The sequence below is a fragment of the Streptomyces sp. DT190 genome (assembly GCF_049846985.1).
GTDB lineage: Bacteria > Actinomycetota > Actinomycetes > Streptomycetales > Streptomycetaceae > Streptomyces.
On the sequence record NZ_JBNCNM010000034.1, the window covers coordinates 1 to 20,053 of the forward strand.

Annotated in this window: 21 protein-coding genes; 7 read left to right on the forward strand and 14 right to left on the reverse strand. The window is 70.2% G+C overall.

Translation table 11 applies throughout. The annotated features are described in order from the left end of the window. Positions 1–382: 382 nt before the first annotated feature. The gene (locus tag ACPXCS_RS36815; protein WP_425971107.1) at positions 383–2,770 is read left to right on the forward strand and encodes a Helicase associated domain protein; all 2,388 of its coding nucleotides are present in this window, start codon (positions 383–385) and stop codon (positions 2,768–2,770) included. Positions 2,771–2,829: 59 nt separating this feature from the next. On the opposite strand, the gene ACPXCS_RS36820 is transcribed toward ACPXCS_RS36815, so the two are convergent. Continuing rightward, positions 2,830–3,072: a hypothetical protein gene (locus ACPXCS_RS36820; protein ID WP_381375446.1), complete on the reverse strand. Its 243-nt coding sequence runs from the start codon at positions 3,070–3,072 to the stop codon at positions 2,830–2,832. A gap of 71 nt (positions 3,073–3,143) precedes the next feature. Continuing rightward, entirely contained in the window at positions 3,144–3,572 is a 429-nt protein-coding gene (locus ACPXCS_RS36825) for a DUF6300 family protein (protein ID WP_425971110.1), read from the reverse strand. On the opposite strand from ACPXCS_RS36825, the gene ACPXCS_RS36830 reads away from it, so the two are divergent. Beyond that, positions 3,562–4,122, forward strand: a complete 561-nt coding sequence (locus ACPXCS_RS36830) for a hypothetical protein (protein WP_425971112.1) — start codon at positions 3,562–3,564, stop codon at positions 4,120–4,122. The two genes, ACPXCS_RS36825 and ACPXCS_RS36830, sit on opposite strands and share 11 nt — an antisense overlap. Positions 4,123–4,221: 99 nt before the next feature. Here the strand turns inward: ACPXCS_RS36830 and ACPXCS_RS36835 are convergent, their stop codons facing one another. The 4 genes from ACPXCS_RS36835 to ACPXCS_RS36850 form a co-directional block, all read right to left on the reverse strand. Beyond that, positions 4,222–5,268 (reverse strand): hypothetical protein, encoded by a 1,047-nt coding sequence (locus tag ACPXCS_RS36835; RefSeq protein ID WP_425971114.1) that lies wholly within the window; start codon positions 5,266–5,268, stop codon positions 4,222–4,224. Between the two features lie 137 nt (positions 5,269–5,405). Next, positions 5,406–5,627 carry a hypothetical protein gene (locus ACPXCS_RS36840; protein ID WP_425971116.1) on the reverse strand — a complete coding sequence of 74 codons (222 nt, stop codon included), beginning with the start codon at positions 5,625–5,627 and terminating at the stop codon, positions 5,406–5,408. Between the two features lie 141 nt (positions 5,628–5,768). After that, entirely contained in the window at positions 5,769–6,224 is a 456-nt protein-coding gene (locus tag ACPXCS_RS36845; protein ID WP_425971118.1) for a hypothetical protein, read from the reverse strand. A gap of 106 nt (positions 6,225–6,330) precedes the next feature. Further along, positions 6,331–8,235, reverse strand: a complete 1,905-nt coding sequence (locus tag ACPXCS_RS36850) for a pRL2-11 (RefSeq protein ID WP_425971120.1) — start codon at positions 8,233–8,235, stop codon at positions 6,331–6,333. Between the two features lie 160 nt (positions 8,236–8,395). Between ACPXCS_RS36850 and ACPXCS_RS36855 the strand changes: the two genes are divergently transcribed. Further along, positions 8,396–8,959, forward strand: a complete 564-nt coding sequence (locus ACPXCS_RS36855) for a DUF6233 domain-containing protein (RefSeq protein ID WP_425971122.1) — start codon at positions 8,396–8,398, stop codon at positions 8,957–8,959. Between the two features lie 26 nt (positions 8,960–8,985). Here ACPXCS_RS36855 and ACPXCS_RS36860 read toward each other — a convergent pair whose 3' ends face one another. Further along, positions 8,986–9,435 carry a hypothetical protein gene (locus ACPXCS_RS36860; RefSeq protein ID WP_425971123.1) on the reverse strand — a complete coding sequence of 150 codons (450 nt, stop codon included), beginning with the start codon at positions 9,433–9,435 and terminating at the stop codon, positions 8,986–8,988. Positions 9,436–9,522: 87 nt separating this feature from the next. Between ACPXCS_RS36860 and ACPXCS_RS36865 the strand changes: the two genes are divergently transcribed. Then, positions 9,523–9,924 (forward strand): hypothetical protein, encoded by a 402-nt coding sequence (locus ACPXCS_RS36865; protein WP_425971125.1) that lies wholly within the window; start codon positions 9,523–9,525, stop codon positions 9,922–9,924. A 78-nt stretch (positions 9,925–10,002) separates the two neighbouring features. Here ACPXCS_RS36865 and ACPXCS_RS36870 read toward each other — a convergent pair whose 3' ends face one another. Beyond that, on the reverse strand, positions 10,003–10,407 hold the full coding sequence (locus ACPXCS_RS36870; protein ID WP_425971127.1) for a hypothetical protein: 405 nt from the start codon (positions 10,405–10,407) through the stop codon (positions 10,003–10,005). A gap of 138 nt (positions 10,408–10,545) precedes the next feature. On the opposite strand from ACPXCS_RS36870, the gene ACPXCS_RS36875 reads away from it, so the two are divergent. Further along, positions 10,546–10,800 carry a hypothetical protein gene (locus ACPXCS_RS36875; protein ID WP_425971130.1) on the forward strand — a complete coding sequence of 85 codons (255 nt, stop codon included), beginning with the start codon at positions 10,546–10,548 and terminating at the stop codon, positions 10,798–10,800. Here ACPXCS_RS36875 and ACPXCS_RS36880 read toward each other — a convergent pair. The 6 genes from ACPXCS_RS36880 to mobF form a co-directional block, all read right to left on the reverse strand. Continuing rightward, positions 10,779–11,075, reverse strand: a complete 297-nt coding sequence (locus ACPXCS_RS36880; RefSeq protein WP_385656075.1) for a hypothetical protein — start codon at positions 11,073–11,075, stop codon at positions 10,779–10,781. The genes ACPXCS_RS36875 and ACPXCS_RS36880 overlap by 22 nt on opposite strands. A 92-nt stretch (positions 11,076–11,167) precedes the next feature. After that, complete coding sequence (locus ACPXCS_RS36885) at positions 11,168–12,565, reverse strand: replication-relaxation family protein (RefSeq protein WP_425971132.1); 1,398 nt, start codon at positions 12,563–12,565, stop codon at positions 11,168–11,170. A gap of 589 nt (positions 12,566–13,154) precedes the next feature. Beyond that, positions 13,155–13,583: a hypothetical protein gene (locus ACPXCS_RS36890; protein WP_425971133.1), complete on the reverse strand. Its 429-nt coding sequence runs from the start codon at positions 13,581–13,583 to the stop codon at positions 13,155–13,157. 827 nt (positions 13,584–14,410) lie between these two features. Then, positions 14,411–14,608, reverse strand: coding sequence for a hypothetical protein (locus ACPXCS_RS36895; protein WP_279543607.1), 198 nt, complete (start codon positions 14,606–14,608; stop codon positions 14,411–14,413). 217 nt (positions 14,609–14,825) lie between these two features. Beyond that, positions 14,826–15,617, reverse strand: a complete 792-nt coding sequence (locus ACPXCS_RS36900) for a hypothetical protein (RefSeq protein ID WP_425971135.1) — start codon at positions 15,615–15,617, stop codon at positions 14,826–14,828. Positions 15,618–15,696: 79 nt separating this feature from the next. After that, the gene (mobF, locus tag ACPXCS_RS36905) at positions 15,697–17,538 is read right to left on the reverse strand and encodes a MobF family relaxase (RefSeq protein ID WP_425971137.1); all 1,842 of its coding nucleotides are present in this window, start codon (positions 17,536–17,538) and stop codon (positions 15,697–15,699) included. Positions 17,539–18,179: 641 nt separating this feature from the next. Here mobF and ACPXCS_RS36910 point away from each other — a divergent pair. Together ACPXCS_RS36910 and ACPXCS_RS36915 are read left to right on the forward strand one after the other, a co-directional pair. Then, a complete protein-coding gene (locus ACPXCS_RS36910) occupies positions 18,180–18,419 on the forward strand; it encodes a hypothetical protein (protein ID WP_425971139.1) in 240 nt (79 codons plus the stop codon). A 163-nt stretch (positions 18,420–18,582) separates the two neighbouring features. Further along, entirely contained in the window at positions 18,583–20,043 is a 1,461-nt protein-coding gene (locus tag ACPXCS_RS36915; RefSeq protein ID WP_425971140.1) for a ParB/RepB/Spo0J family partition protein, read from the forward strand. Positions 20,044–20,053 lie beyond the last annotated feature (10 nt).

The window sequence follows — 20,053 nt, forward strand, 5'->3', positions numbered from 1 at the left end:
AGTGCATCACGCTCGCGCCTGTGTAGGGCTTGGGAATCCCAGCCACCACCCCCACAACGGAAGTGACGGACCATCGGCCTGACAGGGTGCCGGCCCACCGCAGTGACGGGCTCCGCTGCGCTCCACCCGAACCCCTCCCTCACCCTCAAAACCGCCCCGACACGTTCACCAATACCCCGCCAGCATACACCACAACTCGCCGCATCGGGACGAGATTCAGCCATGTATCACCCTAGGGCGGGAACATGGCGCGGGAGTGATGCATCACGCGGCCCGGCTGTGTAGAGTCTGGGATCAGACACCGCACCCCCCGGCCACCCTCACCGCGCCGGACTTTCATTTCAGATTGCGCGCCACATTCCGCGAAAAGGAGAACACGGGAATGGCCGTGAAACTGCGTGACCATCAGATCGAGGCCGTTGCTGCCATTGTGCGCGGTCTCGATATCCCGCCGGGCGGCATTCCCGTCAATGGCCTGCGCGGGCAGGTGCACGCCGCGTGCGGAACGGGAAAGACCATCATTGCAGCGGCGTCGGCAAAGCGCCTTGTGCCCAAGGGCCGCATTCTCGTGCTGGTGCCGACGCTGGATCTTCTGACCCAGACCGTCCAGGCGTGGCGCGCGGCCGGGCACACGGGGCCGGCGGTTGCGGTGTGCTCGCTCCAGGACGACCCGGAGCTGTGGAGCCTGAAGGTGCGCTCCACCACGAACCCCGTGCAGCTGGCTCTGTGGCACGGCCAGGGGCCTGTGACCATCTTCGGGACGTACGCCTCGCTGGGAGTCCTGGCGGAGGCTTTCGAGGGCGCCTACGGCCAGCAGCTGGCCCCGATGGACCTGACGGTGGTCGATGAGGCCCACAGGACTTCGGGCTCGATGGGTAAGGCGTGGGCCGACGTCCACAACCAGGGCGTCATCCCGTCGCACCGGCGGCTGTACCTGACGGCCACGCCGCGGATCTGGGAGGAGCGGCTGAACCGCGAGGTCGCGGAGGGGGTTCGTGACCCGCTGCCGCGCGAGATGGCGGCCTCCATGGACGACGAGAAGGTCTTCGGCCCCGTCCTCTACAAGCTCAGCCTGGCGTCGGCCGTGTCGCGCGGGTTGCTGGCGCGGTACCAGATCATCGTCCTGGAGCTCCAGGACCCGGTCGTCACGCCCGAGCGGCTGATGGGCGAGGACCGGCACACCGAAGAGGTCCGCGGGCAGCGCCTGGGAGCCCTCCAGGCCGCGCTCCTGCACACGATGGCGCAGCACGGGCTCCAAACGTGCATCACCTTCCACCACCGGACGATAGAGGCACAGGCGTACGCGGAGGGCCTGGAGCGCGTCGCGGCGAAGCTGCACGCCAACGAACCCGAGAAGTACCCGGCGAAGATCTGGGCGGACTGGCTGTGTGGCGAGCACGTACCCGAGCGCCGGCGCGAGGTCCTGAGCGGCTTCGGCTCCACTGCGCGGCGGGCCGTGCTTTCGAACTGCCGTGTCCTGGGTGAGGGGGTCGACATCCGCGCCGTGGACTCCGTGGCCCTGCTGGACCCCAAGGGGGCGCCGCACGACATCGTCCAGGCCATCGGCCGGGCGCTGCGTCAGAAGCCGGGACAAGGAAAGCTCGCCTCTTTGATCGTGCCGGTATTTCTCCAGCCCGGGGAAAAGCCGGAGGACATGTTCACCTCGGGATCGTATCGGCCGTTGGTGAAGGTTCTTGAAGGATTGCGCGCTCACGACGAAGAGGCCGTCGAATTGCTCGCGATCCCGCAGGAGCCTCAGAAGGACGTCGCGCAGCCGTCCGAGTACATCGGTCCGCCGCCCGAGGAAGGCGAGGAAGAATCCCGTCTGCTGCTGCGTTTTGCGGCTCCGCGTGACCCGGTGATGGTCGCAGACTGGGTCAGCTTCAACGTGATCGACACGGAGAAGCAGGACTGGGCTCGCGGCTGGGCAGCGCTCAAGAAGTTCGCGGAGCGTGAGCTTCACGCCCGAGTTCCGTACGGGCACAAGGAGGGCGCGTACCCCCTTGGGCAGTGGGTCGCGGAGCAGCGACGGGCGTACGGGGCGGGGCAGATGAGCGGCCTGCGCGCCCGACGGCTGGAGAAGCTGGGCATGGTCTGGTCGCTGGCGGATGAGCGGTTTCAGGAGAACCTGGAGGCCGCGAAGGCGTACTACGAGCAGCACTGGACGCTGTGCGCGCCCCGGTCCGCGACGATGTTGGACCGGCCGGTGGGGCAGTGGCTGTCCAACCTCCGGCGGCCCGGTGCGCTGGAGGGCCACCCTGAGTGGAAGGCCGCGCTGGAGGCCGTGGACGAGGACTGGAACCCGGAGTGGCCGGCGGAGTGGCAGCGGCACTACGCCGCGCTGCGGGAGCTGGTGGCCGACGAAGAGGGCCAGGCGGAGGTCCTGCCCGGGTTCACCGTCCACGGCATGGACATTGGGAAGTGGCTGGCCCGGCAGCGGAAGCCGGAGGTCTGGGAGGCCCTGACGGACGGGCAGCGTGAGCGCCTGGAGCAGCTCGGCATCGTGCCGCTGGCCCCGGAGCCGGAGGAGCCCGCGAAGCCGTCCACGGCGCCTCTGAGCGCCTTCGAGCGGGGCGTTGCGGCCCTGGCGCAGTACAAGGCCCGCACGGGCTCTGTGAAGGTCCCCAGGGCCCACGTAGAGCGGCTGGAGGACGGCACGGAGGTCAAGCTCGGGGTGTTTCTGAGCAACAGCAAGAGCAGGCGCGCCAAGCTGGGCGCGGACAAGCTCCAGGCGCTGGCGGACCTTGGGCTGGAGTGGGCGGCGGCGTAGCAGCCGTCAGGGACCGCGCGAGGGGCCATGCCGGAGTCGGCGTGGCCCCTCGCGCTGTGTCAGGCGCCGGCCCTCTTGGCGCGGGCGGTCAGCGCGTCGCGCAGGATCCCATCGGACGCGCGTGCCATGCGCAGCAGTTCACGGATGACCTCAGCCTTGTCCCAGCGGACGCCAGTCTGGACCCTCAGATCCAGGAGCCAGTGGTCGATCTCGTGGGACTCGCTCGGGTCGAAGCGGACTGTCGTCGGGATGGCGCCCTCCGCCTTCGGAGCTGGCCGGGGAGCGGTGTCGTACGTCGTCATGCCCAGCCCAACGAGGCAGCCGCGCGATAGGACGTGCGGCACCGTTCCAGGCGGTGTGGGCGCGCCTGGCGTCAGCCGTGTCCGCGAGGTACGAGGTGGAGGTGGGCTGGTGGGCTGGGCGGGGCGTCGGGCTGTGGGGCGCGGACCCAGCCATGGGCGTGCATGGTCTCGGTCTCCCAGTCCTCGAAGAGCTTCGGCAGCGCCTTCGGGTCGCGGTCGGAGTCTCGGTGCCACTGGATGAACGCGCGGGCGGCGGGGCGGTGGGCGTCGCAGGCCGGGCAGAGTTCCATCCAGACGCCGGTCATCAGCGGGCCGTGCCAGTGCAGCAGCAGTTCGGTGCCGCAGCGGGAGCAGGGCCGGGCCGGCTGTTCGTCTTCGTCCCGCACGGGATGGAGCCGGGCGAGTTCTTCGTCGGGAACGTTGTCGAGGCTGCCGTCGAGGTTGCCGATGCGGCAGAAGGAGCCATCGGGGCGTACGACGTAGCGCCAGGTGAACGACATGCAAGTCCCCCTTTCGGGGTGGAACGTGACGCGAACGGCCACGATCCGCCCGCCCGTCGATCAGCGTCAAGAGGGCTGCACTGCAAGAGGGGTGGGGCTGACCGCGCTCGATGAGCCTCTGCGGATTCTCGGTTCGCAGGCGCTGCTCTGCCGCAGGATGGTCATGCAGGGCACGACCGGAGGGCACAGCGCGGCTGAAGTCATCGTTGCGGGTGCCGAGTTGGGAGGAAAGCAGATGCCTACTGGAGTGGCTGTCGTGTGCGACACCGACGACTGCTTCGCCGTCTACCTGGCGGTGGAGACCGGCGACGATGAAGACGCGCGCTCCGCCTCCGAAGTCTCGCAGCTGGCGCGCGACGCCGCTCAAGGGGACGGGTGGGTGGTCAGCTTCGGTTTCCGGCAGCCGGTGATGACCTGCCCTGGCTGCGCGGACGGCCGGGGGCCGGTGCGTGAACGCGGGGACTGCCGGCGGTGCATGGGCCGCGTCGACTCGGAGTCCAGGTGCGTGTACTGCCTGCGCCAGGTGGAGCCTTTGCAGCCCGAGGCGTGACGGCGTCGCCCCGTCGTCGTTGACCAGCGCGACTCCATAAAGCCGGGCCCCGGGGATGTCATGGCTGATCCCCCGGGGCCCGTGGTGGTGCTGGAGCCGTTACTGCATCAGCGCGGCGAGGGCCTGCTCAGCCATCTGGATGCCCTGCGTGGCCGCCATGGTGGTGGCGCCCGCCAGGAGCTTCTCCTTGAGCTGGGTGGCGAACTGGCGCAGGCGGCCCGGCTCGGGGTTGCCGGAGGTCGCCTCGTCGTGGAGGTCCTGGGCGACGCGCTCCAGTTCCACGCGGTCCTCGTCGGACAGGCCCAGGATGGGGCTGACCTGGCCGACGTACCCGGCGAGCTGGACGAACAGCGTCGGGTCGACGCCGTCGGTGTTGTTCTGCGTGAAGTTCTGCTGCTCGCCGATGATGACGCCCTTGGCGTTCGGCAGATAGGTGTTGTACGTGGTGCCGGGGCGGGGCTGGTTGACGTGGTCCTGCACACTTCCTCCTGCCAGGGCGCAGCGGGTGCCCTGGGGTGTGATGGCGACCGTGGCCGGGTCGGTGTCGATGTGTTCGATGAGGTTGTGCTCTGCGAGGTATGCGAGCGCCTGGTGCAGATCCGTCCCGCTGATCTCGGCTCCGGCGAAGTAGGAGCCGGGTGTCGCGAGGAACAGGGCCGGATTGACGGGTGTCTGGTCGCTGGCGGTGTCGAAGAGCCACCGCAGCAAGGCGTCGATCGTGTGGCGGATCCGGGCGGCGCGGTCCTTCTGCAGGTCCTTCAGTTCGTGCACCGCGACGCGGCCGGCGTCGGTGAGACGGACATGGTGCTGGGGCCCCATGTTGCGAAGGATCTGCACCAGGTCGTGCTGGTCGAGCTGGAGAGCCAGGATGGCCGGGTCCTCGTCCTCCAGCCGGAGCTCTTCGGGGAAGGCGGTGACGTTGATGTACCCGCCCGGGTTCTGCTTCTCCCGCTCGTCCAGCCACAGCAGCAGGCGGGCCAGGTAGCCGGTCACCTCACCAGGCACCGGGCTGGAGGTGGCTTCGATCTGCGCGGAGACGCGAGGAGGATTCCGTCGTTGAGCCCGTTCCAGGCTCTTGTTGGTCTCCCTGACAAGGTTTTTTGCCCACTTGTCGATCTCACGCTTGTTGATGCCGCTGCGGGCCACGTTGCCCTCCTGTCTCAGGTACCTCAGCCAAGGGTACGGAGGGGGTCCGACAACGGGCCTTCCGTTTACCGGGCCTCCGAGGGGGCCCGCCGTGCTGGCGGGCGCCCCTTCGTCGGGGGCCGGGTCCCTGCTCGGGGTTAGCTCTCGGGGTCCTCCGGGTCGGTGAGCCAGTTGACGACGTCGGCGTCGGTCATCAGGACCGCCTGTGTCTCGTGGGTGCTGTCCTGCTGGACGACGTGGAAGCGGCCCGGGTGCGGGGTCTGCTTCTTCGGGGTGGGGCCGGCCATCGGGGCGAGGCGCCGCCAGGTATTGGCCGTGAACCGCGACAGGATGACCGTGGCGAACAGCTCGTGGGCCACGGACGCCCCTCCGAGAGCGGTGTTGTGGGGCCGTCCGTCGAAGATGACGTGGACACGGGCCGCGCGTCCTGCCCAGAGGGCTTCCTCGAGCGCGGCGATGGCCGGGGACGTCTTCGGGTCGTCCTTCTGCCGGAAGGTCTCTCAGTAGCGGGCGAGCTGGCGCAGCGTGGTGTTGGCCGCGTCGACCGCGACGATCAGGCGCGGTACGTCGTCCAGGTCTCCGTCGAGGTCGAGGCGGCGCTCCAGTTCGGAGCCGAGGTGGACCAGGGCGTCGTGGATGCCTGCGATGTTGCCGCGGTGGGTCACCGTCGGCAGGGCCTTCGCCCACAGGTGGGAGATCCGCTTGGGGTCGAGGACCAGGGCGTGCGCGCCCTGGTGGAGGAACTGGGCGGTCAGAGAGCGCAGCATCGTGGTGCTGCCGCCGCCGCTGGCGGTGCAGACCAGGACGTGCGGGGATTCGGTGTCCAGGTCGACGGCGATGGCCTGGCCGGTGGTGCTGATGCCAATGAGCGCGGTCCCCTCGGGCAGCACCTCTATCTGCTCGCGCAGGTCGGGGGCGGAGAAGCTCAGCATCTTCGGGAGCGCGGTCTTCTTCACGGTGCGGTGTTCCTGTTCTGTGCTGGTCCTGGTGAACCGGCTGTTCTCCAGGGCGGGGGATCGTGTCGGCTGAACCGGACAGGGCCGTTTCGGCGGCCCGGCGCGGTCAGTCGAGGTCGGTGGTGCCCGTGGCGGCGCGAGGGCGGTTGCGGGCCCACCTCTTGAGGTCGCCGGCGCGGTAGAGGAGTTCGGCGCCGCGCTTGCCGACCGGTTTGGGGAAGGTCCGGTCGTTGGCGCGGGCGTAGCGCAGCGCGGCGAGGGTGTATGGCAGGTGGTGTTCGGCGGCCTCGCGGAGTCCCACCGCCTGGTCGTCGTCGAGCGGGGCTGCCAGCGACGTCGCCGCTGGGTCGGCGGCCGGAGCCGGGACCGGGTCGGGCGCGGCCGTGGTCGGCGTGGTGCTCCGAGCGTCGGCGAGCGAGTCCGCGGGCACGGCGGCGGGCTGAGTGTCGGGCGTGGGCGGCTTCTGCAGCTGCACGGGGCCGGCCTGCGCGGGGAGGGCTGCGGGGTTCGGGCCGTCGGCGGCCTTCTTGCCGGTGGTGGCCCACTCACGGGCTTCGGTCTCGGTGAAGAACAGCACCTGGGTCTCGCGGGCGGAGCCGCCGATTACGACCTGGGCGCGGCCGTGGTGCTTGGTGGACTTCGGCGCCGGGTGGACCTCGGGGGCGAGCATGCGCCAGGCGTTGACGCTGTAGCGGGCGAGGATGCGGGTGGCGAACTGCTCGCGGACCTCCGGGCCTCCCAGGGCGCGGGCGGTGGCGGACTGGGCGACCAGGAGCACGTGCATGCGCAGCTGGCGGCCCATGTAGGGGATCTCGTTGAGGGCGTCGACGGCCGGGGAGACCTTCGGGTCGCCGGACTCGCGGATCTTCTCCCAGTAGCGGGCCAGCTGCTTCATGGTGGCGTTGATCTCTTCGAGGAGGATCAGCACCCTGGGGCCGATGGCTTTCGGGTCGGCGTCGATGCCGAGTTCGTCGGCGATCCGGGTGCGCAGCCGGCCTAGCTGCCCGAGCTCGATGAGCTGGTCGTGGATGTCGGCGATGTCGCGGCAGTAGGTGACGCCGTCGATGCCGTGGGCCCACGGGTGGGAGATCCGCTTGGTGTCGAGGACGTACACGAGCGAGCCGTTGTGGAGCACCTGGCAGGCGATGCAGCGCAGGGTGGCCGACTTGCCGCCGCCGGTGGAGGCGTTGACCAGGATGTGCGGGGAGTCGGCGTCCAGGTCGACGGAGACGATCCGGCCTGCGGAACCGAGCCCGATGATGGGCGCGGACTCCGGGGCCTTGGCCACCAGCTCGCGGACCTTGGGGTCCTTGAAGAGGGCCTTCGCCGGGGGCTTGCGGGTCTTCTTCACCCGCACGTACGGCTTGCTGCCCTCCGGGTGCCAGTCGAACGTCACGCCCTCCAGGGCGAGCTTCTGGGTGATGAGGTCGGCGACGACGTCGCGGGAGAAGCCCAGATGACGGGGCAGGTCGATGCGTATCTCCGCGTCGTCGTCGGAGAAGTTCTTCGGGATGTGGAGGTAGCGGCGCGGGTCGGTCTGCTCCGCCAGCCCGAGCGGCCGGTGGATCGCGTCATGCAGCGGGACGACCCACTCGCGCATCAGCTCCCGGCGCTCGCGGGTCAGCGCCATGTACGCCGCGGTGCCCACGGTCAGCACGCAGGCCCCGCCGATGCCGCTGCTCTCCAGCGTCGCCAGGACCTGCTCCCGGTTGTCCCACAGCTCCTGGGTGTTCTGCACGGTGGCGTCCAGGTCCTGGGTGGCCAGGTAGCCGACTTCCCAGACGCCGGCCCCCAGCGCGATGCGGAAGGACAGGCGTCGCCACCCGGGCTTGTAGGAGCGGCGCCGGACCTTTCCCTCCACCTTCGGCAGGACGCGGGTGCCCGCGCGCCAGAACGTGGCGTCGGTCCGCTTCACGCCGTCCAGGTCCCGGCCGGCCAGGACCCGGGCGATCCCGCGCACGAGGGAGTCGGCGTTCTCCTCCAGCTGCTTGTCGAACTTCGTCTGCGCCATGGTCGTGCCCTTTCGGTGTGCGTCCCGGCACCTCACACCCGGAAGCGGACACGCACCGTAAACCGGTTGACCTGTGGATAAAGTCTGGCGATTCGAGCACCTTCGAACGGCACGCCCTTCCGGTGAGGGCCTCGAGGGTCGGGCTGTCTACCGTGGGGCCGTGACCACGCCTTCCGACGACGCAGCCCAGCCGGTGCCGGTGCGGGTCGCGCTGCCCGCCGATCCGGTGCTCGGTCATCCGGAGCAGGAGGTCGTCGCGCGGCTGTGGAGGCGGCGGCAGACCGAGACGGGCTGGCTGTACCTGGTGGGGCTGCCGTCGTACCGGGACCTTGAGGACGGCGGCGTGGAGGCGGCGGAGTACCGGGTGTGGGTCCGCGCGCCCGACCATGTGCGGCCGGTCGACGGCGTCGACTACGACCAGGTCGCCACCGAGCGGCTGACGCCGTCGCCGAAGTCGGCGGTCCGCGAAGTGCTCGGGGAGCGCCGGCCTTCGGGGTGGGTGCTGGCGCAGGTGCGTGAGGGGCGGGGCCCGGCCCGGGGCGTGCTGCACGCGCCGGACTGCGAAGAGGCTCCGCAGGGCGCACCGCTGCTCAATGTGGAGCACGCATTGAACGTCGCGGAGAACCCCGGGACGCGGCTGTGCACGCTGTGCGGGTGCGCTCAGGAACTGACGCCGATGCTGAGCGGGTTCGACCACATCGGCCCCGCCATCGACGGCGGCTAGACGGTCTTACCGCCTGAGAGGAACTCCTACAGGCCCAGGTCCCGTCGCGCTTCCAGGCTGTACTCGCGCAGCTCCGAGCCCTCCGGGCCGGTGCACTCCCAGCCGTCCGCGATGTACTGGCGGATCATGCGCCGCAGCAGCTCGCCGCCCGGTGACGACCCCAGCGCCACATGGACCACGACGGTTGGACCTGGCTCGTCATAGCTGTCCCACCAGACCGGCACCTTGCCGTCCCGCTCGGGGACCAAGTGGTGCTCGACATACCGCACCGGCAACTGAATAGGGCCCGGTAGCGGTAGGGCCGTCTCACGGTCGACCACGCGCAGCGACGCCGCCATGAGGAAAGTTCCAACCGCTGGCACCGCCGCGGCCCGGTAGCCCTCGGTCCGTTCCAGCGCGCCAAGGTATCCCTCGGAGGGCTCCCCGACCTGTCCTACGCGCTCGTAGAACTCGACACGTACCCCCAGATTGATCATGTGGGGATCCTGTCACGGCCGCTCCCCGGATGAGGCGTGATCTCCATACGGCGGACACGGAGCGGTGATCACTACGAGGATGACGAGATGCACTCACACCTGCGTTTCACAGCTTGGTTCAAGGACCCCGCGCCGGATGCCGGGAAGGACGACGTGATCAGTCGGCCGGTTGTTGGATGGCGCGAGTCGGACGGCGCCGCGATGGTGCTGCTGGACGAGAAGACCGGACGCATAGTGCCGGCGGCGGAGCAGGACGGGTTCTTGGAGATCGAACAGCTCCCGGATGAACAGCCGCTGGGAGTAGTGCCGGGCAACGGTTGGCGGGTAGCCCAGGCCAAGCAGGGGTCGGTTCGCGACTCCGCACGTACTGTGGCGGCCTTCATCGTCTACGCCGATCACGTGGTGCCGGTGGTCAACCTGCCGACGGGCGGCGACTACCGGGGAGCCTGGAAGGCCCGCGAGTGGCGGCTCCTGGAACCGAGCGACTAGACACTCGCCAGCGCGCTGACCTGCCTTGGTCGGGCTCATGGTCGGGTGTCCCGCGTAGTGATCTGGTCTGCGGCGCGCCTACTCGGTGGTGTGGTCGGGATCGGGGAGCTCCGGTGGGAAGTGCCGTTCCAGGATCTCCGCCCATCGGTGCAGGACGACGAAGCCGGTGGTGTTGGCCTGCGCCTGGACCAGCTCGGTGAGCGCGTCGACGAACGGCCGGGCAGGCGTGTCCGGCGGCAGCGCGGCGGCGGCCTGCTTCAGTCGTTCATGCGCGGCCGGGAAGATGCCCTTGGCCCACGCGTCCTGTTCCTTGACGCGGCGGGAGCCGGCCTCGAAGCCGATCTGCATGATGGTCCACTGCGGGCAGTCCGGGGTGTGCCACATCTGGATCGGCAGGCCGACCCCGACGCAGGCGTTCTCCGGCCCGGGACCGGCCTTGCAGTCCGGGCACAGTTCGCCTTCCGTCTTTGCGAAGCCCTCCATCGGCTTGCTCCCCTCGCCTGGAAAGCCACGAGCCTGCCACGGGAGATCACCTGCTGAACAGAGCTTTGCCGGGGCGGCGCCCAGCTTGGTGACCTCACGGTATGGCCATCGGCGGGGGCGGTCGTCCAAGGTGGGGCGATGAGCGCACTCCGACCCGGTGACATCACTGAGGAAATGATCCAGGCCATGGACAGGGCCAAGCGGCAGGGGCTGCAGAAGGACTTGCGTGTCCTCGCCGCAAATATCCGTGCCGACGCCGAAGGTCGGTATGACGGGGCGGAGCCCGGGTGGCGGGCCGGTGTCGAGTGGGCGCTGCTGTGGATCGAGAACACGGCTGCCCAGCTGACGGAGGGCAGCGGCGCCGGCGTCCGTCAGGGTGTGTCGCCGGAGTAGTAGAAGCGGCAGCTCACACCTGGGCCGGGCGTGCGGGGTTCGCCGGGGCGCGGGTCGTACAGAGCGCGGCCGCCGGGCCACCGTCCGAGTTCGGTGGACAGGGCGACACCGTCGTCGACTTCCTCGGTCCGCCAGCCGTGGATGTCCAGCAGCAGGCCGTCCAGCGGCCCGCCGACCAGTTCGGCGTAGGTCCGGTGTGGGAGCGGGCCGGGGTGGGGGTCGTCGTGTTCTGCGCCGTAGACCCGGCCGTTCAGCAGCTGCTCATCGCCGTTCATCTGATCAGCGTGACAGCCGCCACCGACAACGCGGGCTTGCCCAGGGACGTCTTGGGCTTGCCCGCGTGGTCGGTGGCCGCGGCTTGCCCGGATCAGGTGCGGAAGCGGGAGAGCCAGCCGCCGGCCTTCTGCGCGGCGGCCTGTTCCTCTGCCTCCTGGCGCAGGCGCTCCTGCTCCTGGCGCTCGCGTTCGTCGGCTTCGGCCTGCTGCTCGGCTGCGACGGCTCGGTCCTGGCAGTCCTCGCACAGGTGCGGGTGCGACTGGCGCTTGCTCCAGTCCCGGGTGTAGCCGATCGCCTCCCACCTGGCGTCGGTGAACTTCTGCCCGCAGTCCGCGCAGACCGGCCGCCGCGCCTCCCGCTGAGCGGCTTCCCGTTCCTCACGGCGTCGTTCCTCTTCCCGGGCGGCCTGGCGGCGGCGGGCGAGGTAGGCGTCCCGGCGGGCGTTGCCGATCGCTTCCAGCAGCGGCTGGCGGTGGTCGCGGCCGAAGCGCCAGAAGGCGGGCCCGGCCGGGCCGTGTGCGCGCAGCTCCTCCAGCGTGGTCGCCACGATCGGGATGCAGCGGTCGTAGGAGTGGTAGCCGCCCTGGGGATGCCACCGCCCTTGCCAGTGGTGGCGGGTGAGGTCGGCGACCCTGGCCATCTGGTTCTTGGCGGAGCGCTGGCCGACCTGGTGGAAGACGAGCAGGACCGGCGGGTGCACCCGCTCGTACTCATCGGAGGGGGGTGCGGACCAGCGGGTGCGCCACATCGGTTTCTCGATGCCGTCGGTGTCCTTCTCCTGTCGCTGGAAGAACCGGGCGTACTTGTCGAACTTCTGCGCGATGAGGGCGGCTTCCTCGGTGCAGTTGTCGGCCTCGATGAACAGCAGCGGCACCCCGGCCTCCGGGGCGGTCAGGACGACGTCGGCGCGGGCGCTGCCGATCGCGGGGTTCTTCCAGGTGCCCTTCACCGGGAGCGCGACCTCGGTGGCGTAGGAGGCGAGGGTGCCGATCCCGTCGGGTGCGTCGACGGCGGCCCGCGCGGCCGCGACCGCTTCGGCCGGCTCCCGCATGACCTTGTTCAGGTTCGGCTTCGGGCGGATCAGCGCGATGACCGTCTCGTTCACCGTCATCGGGTGCGAGGCGCCGGAGCGGCCCGCGCTCTTGGGCATGCCGCCCATCTCCTCTATCTCACGGTCCAGATCGATCGCGGCGGCGGCCAGACCGTCCTTCGTGAGCAGCCGGGTCTCCTCACCGCCCCGCGTGCGGCCGCCGTCGACGGCCAGGCCGTGACGCCGAAGGTCGTTCACTGCGGCGCGGTGGGAGGCGGTCCGGGCTTCCTTCCGCTTCGCTGGGGTTGGCTTGGTCGTGTGCCGGTAGGTCAGGTGCGGCGAGGACAGCCGCTGGATCTGGTCGGCGGTGGCGACCTTGAGCACCCCGAGGACGCGCAGCACATCCGCGCGCAGGTCGTTGCTCGATCCCGCCTCGTTCTCCTTGCGCTTGCCCGCCATCAGGCTCGCCCTCCCGTCGTCCGCGACCGGCCAGCGGCCGGGCGCCGGCCCCCGGCCGTGGAGGGGACCGGGCCCCCGGACCCGATGATCTCCCCCACCACCGACAACCAACTCAGGTCATAGGGGAGAGAAGAGGGTTGTGACGATCCGGCGCGGGCCCGAAAACCCGTGGTGACAAGGGGAAATGCCGGGTGCGTGGCTGCCGGGCACGGAAGTGGCTTCGGCAGTGGGAACGCAAGCGCCGGCGGCAGGGCCTCACCGGGGCTTGCCCAGCAGCCGCTACGCGGGGCGCGGCCAGGCCGGGCGGCGACAGCGTGAGGGGTGGGGCTCCAGGATCGGGGCCGCGCGGGGCGGCGGGAAGGGGTGGGTCGGTCGGGGGCGGGCACGGTGTCCTCGTTCCTCCGGCCTGCTGGCCGGGTCGGTAGTCGTCCGGCCCGCGCGCGGATGTGCGCACGGGCCGGGGCCACCGTGAGGAAGGACCCCTTGTCCGCAGTCTGACGACCAGACCCGGCAGGTGTCCGTTTTCGCCTTGACCAACCCTTGCAGGGCTATTTTGTCTGTGGCCGACGCCACACCATCCGGGCGGAGTTCAGCGGGCGGGACGGGTGCTGGACGGCGAGGCTCCGCGCCGCCAGTCCGAGGGCTTCTGGCCTCGGAACGTCTCGCCGCTCTCGATCCGGGCCTTGTTCCGGGCGAACTCCCGCTCGGCTGCCGACATCTGCCGGGGCGCACAGCCAGGGTGTCCCCAGCCCTCGGTCACCTTCGTGATGACCTCGCCCTTGGCGTAGTCCTTGAAGCAGGCCGGGCAGTTGCCCGGATAGGCGGCGCGTACCGAGCCGCGCGGCAGCGGCACCGCCTTCCTCGCCGCCGTCTTCTTCGCGGCCGGCTTCCCGCCGCCCGCCTTCTTCTTCGCCGCCTGCGCCCGCTTGATCGCCTCGCGCTGCGCCTTGCCGGGCCGCTTCTTCGGCTGCTGCCCGCGTGCCGCCTTCGCGGCCTTCTGTGCCGGGGTCTGTCCCACGCGCGGATCGTAGAGCCGACTCCTGGCGGCCGTCGCGCGCCACGCGCACCAGCCACCGGGAACAGCGGCGCGCGGAGGCGCACCGGTAGGCGCGCGGCGCGTTGAGTTGCCCACGATGCACCGCACTCCCCCACCGGGTGGAGCGCACCGGGTGGACTCCACCGCGCAGCCGATGCGCATCACGATGGGCTCCACTCTCAGCCCGATGCGCCAAGTGGCGTCCACTCCCACCCGGTGGAACGCACCGCGATGCCAGAGCGCGCGGCATCGTCCGCACCACGCATCGCTCTTACGCACGGTGATGATGCGCGGTGTGCCGGGAGGGAGAGATCTCCCCTCTGCCACCGTGCATCGGGTGCCCGGTGGGGCCGTCTCCCCCAGTGGTAGCGGACGGTGTCAAGGGGAAACGTCGAAAGATCGCGGAAAACTCGTGGCTGGACAAGGGTTGCTTTCCGCTCGGTGGACTGGATGGAATCCGCGGCGGCACACCTGGACAAGGGGGTGCATCGAGTGCAACGCATCCGATGCACCGTCACCCTCCGTATGCACACCGGGTGGATCGGGCGGGAGTGGCGACCACTCCCGTACGCATCGTGCGGCGCACCGGTGCGGTGGGGATGAGTGCGCGGCATCGTCGGCGCGCGAACCGGTGCGCCCGATGCACCGCACCAGCGCACCGGATGCCGGGATGTCCTGCACTCCCCCACCGCACCGGTGTACCGGAGTGGAGTCCACCCGGTGCGCTCCACCGTGGTCTCCACTCTCCGAGTGACTCCACTCAGCCGCCGATCCGCGCCCTGATGCGCGGTGGAGTTCACCGTGCCCACTCATCCCCAGCGGCGGCCCCGCACTGAGCGCCACGGGTTCGGCCGACCGCCGGGGTACTGCCGTGAGCGGGAGCGGCGCCGGACGGGCGGCGGCTTCGGCGACGGGTACAGCGCCGCGCGCAGCCGGGCCGCGTCGGCGAGCTGCTCCAGGCGCTCGCGCTGCTCCGGCGAGAGGTGGGGCAAGGTCGGGTGGACCATCGGGGCCTCCATGCTTCGGTGGGTTCGCTCCCTTGCACCATCCCTGTCTGCGTCGCCTGCGGAGGCGCTCGCGCGGCCCACGTCCCGACAGGCGCTCTGGCGACTTCGCCCGTCGTCCCGTGAGACGGGCACGAGGGCTCCGAGGCCCTCGAGGATCCGAACGCGCCGGCGCCCACGGACATCCGGTCCGTGGGCGCCGGCGCGGCCAGTGATGCGGTCAGCTCGTCATCATGGCCTGGAGGTCGCTGAGCGACAGCTCGTTCGTGCCACGGTCCGCCGCCTTGCTCTGGGTCCACGCGAGGATCGCCGGGTGGGCGTCTTCGTACTGGGCCCCGGCGGTCGTGTGCTGCCCGTCGCTGGTGGCGACCTGGGTGAGGTAGGCGGCCAGGGCATGCGGGCCGCCGCCGCTGTACCCGATCTCGTAGCCCAGGGCGTTCCTCTGCGGAAGGAGCGAGAGCACGCCCTTGTCCGTCCGGGCCCAGAACAGACTGCGGCCGGTGTAGAAGCGGCTGAAGACGTCGTCCGGTCGCAGTTCGAGCGGGGCGTACGTCTTGTAGCTCCACTGGTCCGTGCCGCCGGTGCCCGCGTGCTTGAAGTGCTCGCCCACGACGGGCAGCCCGAACTCGGGATCGTAGAAGGTCCGGCGACACAGGCAGCCCGATCCGTCGATGGCCGACGGGCTGGCCTTGTCCTCCGTGACGCACGGGTGGAACAGGGCCGGAATCGTCTTCGGGTCCACGAGTGTGCAGTGCATCGCGTTCGGCTCGCAGCGCACCAGCCTGTTCAGCCACTCCTGGAAGTGAGGTGTCACGGTCTGCTGCGCCTCGATCTCCAGTACGGCGTTCAGCGACGACGTGACGGCGCCGCGCTGGGGCTCGGTGTAGAGGACGAAGTTCAGGTAGCCCTTCGTCGGATCGGTCAGGTTCAGATCGCGGGCCTCGTAGGGCAACGTGGCGCTCCAATGCGGGTGCCGGGCGGCCGGGGCGCAGCCGCGGGAACGGGGTGCCAACGCCCCGATTCTCATTCCGGCTCCCGCAGGCTCGCGGGTGAAGTCGCAGATCGGCCACGCCCTGGCCGGTTGCCATCCCTCACCGCTCACGGCCCGCTCCCCTGCCGTGGTCGGGCCGGTTCGTGTGGTGCTGCTGCTGGTCGGCGGGCTTGACCACGTCGGCGGGCTGCTCGGGCTTCGGCCGGGCCTCGAAGGCGCGGCGGCGGGCATTGGCCGTGCGGGTCAATGCGGCAAGCCGTTCCAGGTTCTCCGGTGTGCGCAGCCACGTCGCCGGGTCAGTCGTACGGCCCTCCAGATACTCCTCGGGCATCGCGGCCTGCTGATGGGCCTGAACGGCGGCGGCCCGCTGCGCTGGGGTGAGCACGGCATCCCGGCCCGGATGGTCGACGGCGTGCGGCGGGTCTGACGCCTGATCGTGGTGGTCTTCCGTGTGCCCGGCGGCCGGGGCGGCGTCCCGTGCGGCGGCGGGCGGGGTGCGGGCGGCGCGGATCGCGTTCTGCACGGCGAGGCTGGCGACCCGGGCCCGCTCGTACTGGCTCGACTCGCGGGGAGGCTTGCCGTCGGTGCCGGCGATCCACCAGCGATCGGGCTCGGCGAAGTCGGCGGTGTAGAAGAGCTGGTCGGCATCCGGAGTCCGGCGGCCGGGCTTCGGAACGGTGGACTGACGACTGTGGGCGGACAGGGCACGGTCGGCGATGTAGTCGTCCAGGCCGCGCGTGAACTCCTGGCCGCGCAGCGTCTCCAGCAGGTGCCGGCGGGCTTCGGCCAGGACGTGGCGGCGGGCGAACTTGCCGCGCACGGTGGAGACGACCGCGGCGACGTCGACGGCCGCGAGTACGGCGTCCACGCGCGGATCCACCCGGGCCCGGATCGCCGCGCCCGCCGCGCGGCAGCGCCGAAGGAGCCCGTCGACCATCTGCCTGCCGAACTTCAGGAGCGCGGACGCCCGCCACCACGCGAGCAGCTGCTTCAACGGGCGCGGAGTCTTCTTCTCAGGGCGGGTGTCCTGCGCCGCCTGCCAGCCGAGGCCGTGGCGGGCGCGCTCGCCGGGCAGCCGCCCGTGCTCCTGCGCGAACTTGTAGGTGAGGCCCTCCAGGACGTCCTCGATCCGCTGGCGGCGGGTGGAAGACCAGGCAATGAGCTCAGAGTCGACACCGGCCATCTCCATCACCGGGCGCAGACCCGGCGTCACCTCCCGGGGCACCGTCGCCAGTCCCAGCTCCTCACACACCTCGGTCGTCATCGCGAGGGTGTAGAGCGTCCCGGTCGCCACCACATTCCGGTAGAGGCGGAAGGTGTCCAGGGCGCCCCACACCGGCTCGCCGTCGTCGTCCAGGTGCTGCGCTCGGTTGAGGACAAGGCAGTGGTCGTGCAGGAGCGGGAAGCCGTCGCGGTTGTCGAAGTGCCGGAAGGCGGCGACCACGAGGGCCGGGGTCTTCGCGCGGCCGCGGCCGGAGGCCCACCGGGTCTGTGCGACCTCATCCTCCAGCCAGCGCAGCGCCTTGGCGATGGCCCGCTTGTGTGCCCTCTCGATGATCCGCCGCGTCCTGGCGTCTCCCAGTGCCCACAGCACGATCAGGGACGCCTGCGGCCGGAAGGTGAAGTCGAGGGCGAGCAGCGGGGTTTGCTTGCGGGCCTCGATCTCTTCGATCGGCTGCCCGAGCACAGTCGCACGTCGTGCGGTGGCCGGGTCGACGCCGTCGTCCAGGAGGTGCCGCTCGATGCGGTCGGCGTCCGGGTGCCGGCCCTGCCCGAAGACGAGCTCCATCTGCCGCTCGGACACCTCCGCGCCCTCGGTGAGCCCGAGCGCGTCCAGGCCGCGCCCCAGCCACCTCCCCGGCGGAAGGCCGGCCTTCTCCTGGGCTTCCTTGAGGGACTGGCCGACCGGACGGCGGCCGTCCCCGAACGCAACTCCGCGCACGTAGTAACGCCACGCATTGCGCCTCTGAACCTTCGCGACACTCAGCATCCCCACAGGGGACACCGGCTCTGACCTGTGAAAAAGCGCGATCCCGTACGGCGGGAGAGTTCACCGGAACTTCACTGCCGGTCCCGTCCAGCGGGCGCTTCCGCTGACACCGTGCCCGCCCGGCGGACACCACGAGGGCCATGTAAATGCTGCGCGGCACCCGATCACACGCGCCTCACACACCCCGAAGACCGCCAGCAGACGACTTCACCGTCAACGAGCGCACATCTACGAGTGGGTCACCCCGCGACGCAAGCACGCCGATCTGATACGGCGGCGAAGTTCTTCCACGGTCTTGCTGTCTGGAGGAATCCCTCCCGCCCCAGGGGGTGAAGGAGAGTCGTGATCGAGCCCGCGACGTAAGCGTCTTGGGTGGTCCATGGTCCGGCTCCCTTGATCGAGAGGAGAAGGCCATGGCTTCCACAAGCGGGGGAACCAACCGCCCCGATGTGCCCTACGCTGCATCTCACAGCCACCTCGGGCTGATGAGCACCACCCCTACGAGGACGGCCGACCGCGCGGCGACTCCCCGCGGACGCTGCGCCCCCGGCGCAGCCGATCACCCTGGCCCGTCTGTACCCGTAGGGGGACTCGTGTCCATCGCGGACGCTCCGCAGCCTGCCCAGCCCAACCGCCGTCAGCAGTTCACTCGCCGCCTGCGCATACTCAGCGCCCGCCTCCGCGCGCTGATGTGGAAGGCGGTCCGGCTCACCACCCGGCACTTCCTCGCCGGGTTCGGCTACACGGCCGGCACCTGGGCGGCAGCCGAAATCCTGGGCCACGCCGCCACCGGCGTCTCGCCGCTCATGCTGCTGTGGCACCTGGTCCAGTGACGCCTGCGGCAAGCCCGGCCTGTCGTGTTTCCCGCGGGAAACACGACAGGCCGACCACCGCTCAGCCCTTCAGAGCGAACATCGGCGCCCAAGGGGCTCTCCGCTGTGGGGGCGACCGCTAGGGTTCCCTCCGTTATCACCACAGCACCATCCCGGAGGACTCATGACCGCGCCACGCAAGCCCATGCGGAACAAGGGCGGCGGCAAGCTCAACCAAGAGCGGGCGAAGGCCGGGGTCGACGTGCCCAACCCGGGACCCTCGGGGATTCACACGCTTGACCCCGAGGACGGGGAGCTGTTCGAGCACGACCCGGCCGACATCAGCCCGAACCCCATGAACCAGCGTCTCGGGCTGGGGAACATCGACGAACTGGTCGACAGCGTCCAGCGTCAGGGGGTGCACACGCCCGGTGCCGTGATGCACACCGACCTGTTCATGGAGATGTACCCGGAGTGGGCGGACCAGGTGCCGCACCCAGATCGGACCTACATCCTCGGTCCCGGCCACCGTCGCCGTGAAGCTGCGCTCAAGGCTGGGAAGCCGATGCTGGTGATTCTCCGCGACAAGTGGGCCAAGGAGCGCACGGTCGAGGAGAACCTGATCAGTGAGAACAAGGATCGGGAAAACCTCACGCCCATCGAGCAGGCCCTCCAGCTTGACCTGTTGCGGCGGCGCGGCCTCACCGGTGAGCAGATCGCCGAGCGGGCTGGCTACGGCAGTCGGGGAAGCGTCACACGCATCCTCAACCTGCTGGACCTCCCGCAGGAAATCCAGGACTCGATTCACGCGGGCAGCACCTCGCCCAAGGCCGGCTACACGCTGTCGACCATCAAGGACGACCAGGACAGCAACTCCTCCGAGGCTGCGCACACTCTCCAGCTGAAGGCATTCGGCTGGATGCAGGACGAGAAGATCACGGCGGAGGCAGCGAAGAACCGGCTCAAGCTCGAAGCAACTGTGTTTCCCGCGGGAAACACGAAGTCGAGTAGCTCCACTCCCGTCGATAACACGTCGGGGAACGACGGGGACGTTTCCCGCGGGAAACACGACCAGGAGCAGGGAGCAGAACAGACGGGTCCCTCCGGCCAGCAGGGCGAGACGTCGATCCCGCACCAGACGACCGGTGACAACGCCGCAGACGGCAAGCCGTCCGGTGGGACTGAGTCCGAGGAGTCGACCGAGGACCGGAGCAGGCTCCTGGCAGCAGCCGAGTCAGCCGAGCAGCGCGATCTCGCATGCCGACTGATCCTCTCCGAAGAGCGGTACGCCGGTGCCTCCGAAGTCAACGCGCTCCTGGTCAACGCCGTGCTCAACCCGAAGGAGTGGAAGGAGGCGGCCACCCGCGCCCACGAGTGGCTGAGGGACCTGGGGAAGGGGCCCAAGGCCGGACGGGCGAGCGCCTACTTCGACGCGGTCGCCGCCGACGGCGATGCCAACCTGAAGCGCCGAGCCGCGTTCGCCATCGCTCTCGCCGCCAACGAGGTACGCGCCTCCCGCACCGACCGCGAATGGGACGACCGCGACCGCGCGCACCTGAAGTTCCTCATCACCAGCAAGGTCGCCTACCAGCCGACCGAGTACGAGCAGGAACTGCTTGGCCTCTCCCCCCAGGAGGCGAAGTGAACACCGCCCT